Origin of the sequence: Glutamicibacter sp. AOP12-B1-11 (genome assembly GCF_052379245.1) — a bacterium.
GTDB lineage: Bacteria > Actinomycetota > Actinomycetes > Actinomycetales > Micrococcaceae > Glutamicibacter.
Window position 1 is genome coordinate 1 of record NZ_JBQSYL010000074.1, and the last position, 1740, is coordinate 1740.

Sequence of the window (1740 nt, forward strand, 5' to 3'; positions counted from 1 at the left end):
CCCAGATTTTTCATGAGGTCTCTGACGGCCGCCGAAATCCACGACCAAGGGATTCCCGGCGGCCGTTTCTGATTCCGCCCATGCCAAAGAGCGCCGAAACACCAGCGCTGAATTCCAAGCTCCACCCACCCGGACCAGAATGACCTTTCAAAACCAAAGAAACAAGGAAACACCACTGCCAGTTCAGGCAGCAAGCTCACCGCGCCGCCACCGCTGGAACAACACGCCAACACCCTCGTTCAGTTGGCATAACAGTTGTGCTTCTGGTGCACTTTTAGGGATCAATAGCCGGCGCTGCCGCCCACCAGAAACGATTTTTCCCGCCATTGAAAACAGCCGGTACCGCCACCGCTTCAGATCCCAACGCCCAGCTTCATGATCACCAGGCAGCGCAGCTAGCTGCAGCCATGCGACCAAGTTCAAGGCGAACATTGCCAGGTCAGCCCACGCCTGATTCGCGGCAAAAGACCAATACGGTAGCTTGCCTAACCCGGTGTTCTTCAAGGTTTTGATCCGGTTCTCGCACCGGCCACGCGCCCGGTGCCGAGCATCAAGGAACGCCACGTTGAACCGCGGAGCATTGGTCAAGAACGCCGTCACCCGGTTCCCGTCGGTATCGAACAAGTTCGCTTTCGCCCCAGGATGCAACGGCTCAGCCCGCAAATAAATCCGAGTTCCCGGCGGGTAGTCCTTCAGCTCCAAGACCTTGCTCGCGTCAATCACCCACGCATCATCACGTTCCTGCCCGTCAGCAGTGAGCGCTGGTTCCCAGTACTTCTTCTGATCGATCCACCGGATGAACCGTTCCTTGAGCACCGGCAAAGAATACGAGGTGGAGAACTGGAGCCCCAACGAATGCAGGTGGTGCAAGAACTCCCGGGACGACCCAGCGCTATCTGTGCGGACAAGGATCTTCTCACCGCAGAGGTTCCCGTCCTCGTCATAGAAATCATCAGGCAACTGAGCCAATGCTTGAGTGAGCACCTCGATATGGGATTTTGCGGAGTTCGCTCCACGGTTTCCCGACCGCAGATGCACGGCGAGGACTTCGCCGGTGCCGTTGGCTTTGCCATAGTCAGCCATGGCAATCATCGGTGAAAAACCGTACCCGCCTTTATACGTTCCTGCGCTGAATTCCTTGTCAGAGTGGACATGAACCAACGATGCGTCGAGGTCGATAATCAGCGGATTGGTTGCCGTAGCCAGCCGGGCTGGATTCCGGGGCCCGGCCGCATCCCAGACTTTGGAACGCAGGCTGCGGGTCATGGTGGCGAACCCGTAGGAGAAAGCTTCTGGCTGTTCTTTGACCCGGCCCAAGAACCGGCTAACCGTGGCATCCGAGGCTACAGGACCGAAGAGTTCTGGTGCGGCTCGTAGCTGGTCGATGTCTGTGGCTTGCTCGCCGCCGGCCGCCAATGACAGGGCCAGTGCGCCGAGGATGTTTCCTGGACGGTGCGTTGCGGTGGCGGGTACGAATTGCGAGAATCTGTCTTCGCAGAGCCTGCGGAAGTCCACCGCGTTCAGGAAGCTGGTCAGCACCGACAGCCCTGCATGGGAGACCAGGGTTTGGCCGGTGAGTTGGGTCGGGATGGCAGGGAAAAGGTGGGTAGAATGGTTCACAGAAAAGGTGATCCTTCGAACGGGTATTTTGGAAGCTTAGACACTCCCATTTTCCCAGTTCAGATCACCTTTTCATCTTTTAAGTCAGTTAATGACTGCCGTCGTCATGAAATACCCGGG

2 protein-coding genes are annotated in these 1740 nt (G+C 57.5%); both read right to left on the reverse strand.

The genetic code is table 11. The features are described 5' to 3' along the window. Positions 1-200: hypothetical protein (locus ACT3UQ_RS19630; RefSeq protein ID WP_219843971.1), on the reverse strand; the 200-nt coding region annotated here is incomplete at its 3' end. Continuing rightward, entirely contained in the window at positions 184-1620 is a 1437-nt protein-coding gene (locus ACT3UQ_RS19635; protein WP_444637809.1) for an IS1380 family transposase, read from the reverse strand. The genes ACT3UQ_RS19635 and ACT3UQ_RS19630, both read right to left, overlap by 17 nt. Positions 1621-1740 lie beyond the last annotated feature (120 nt).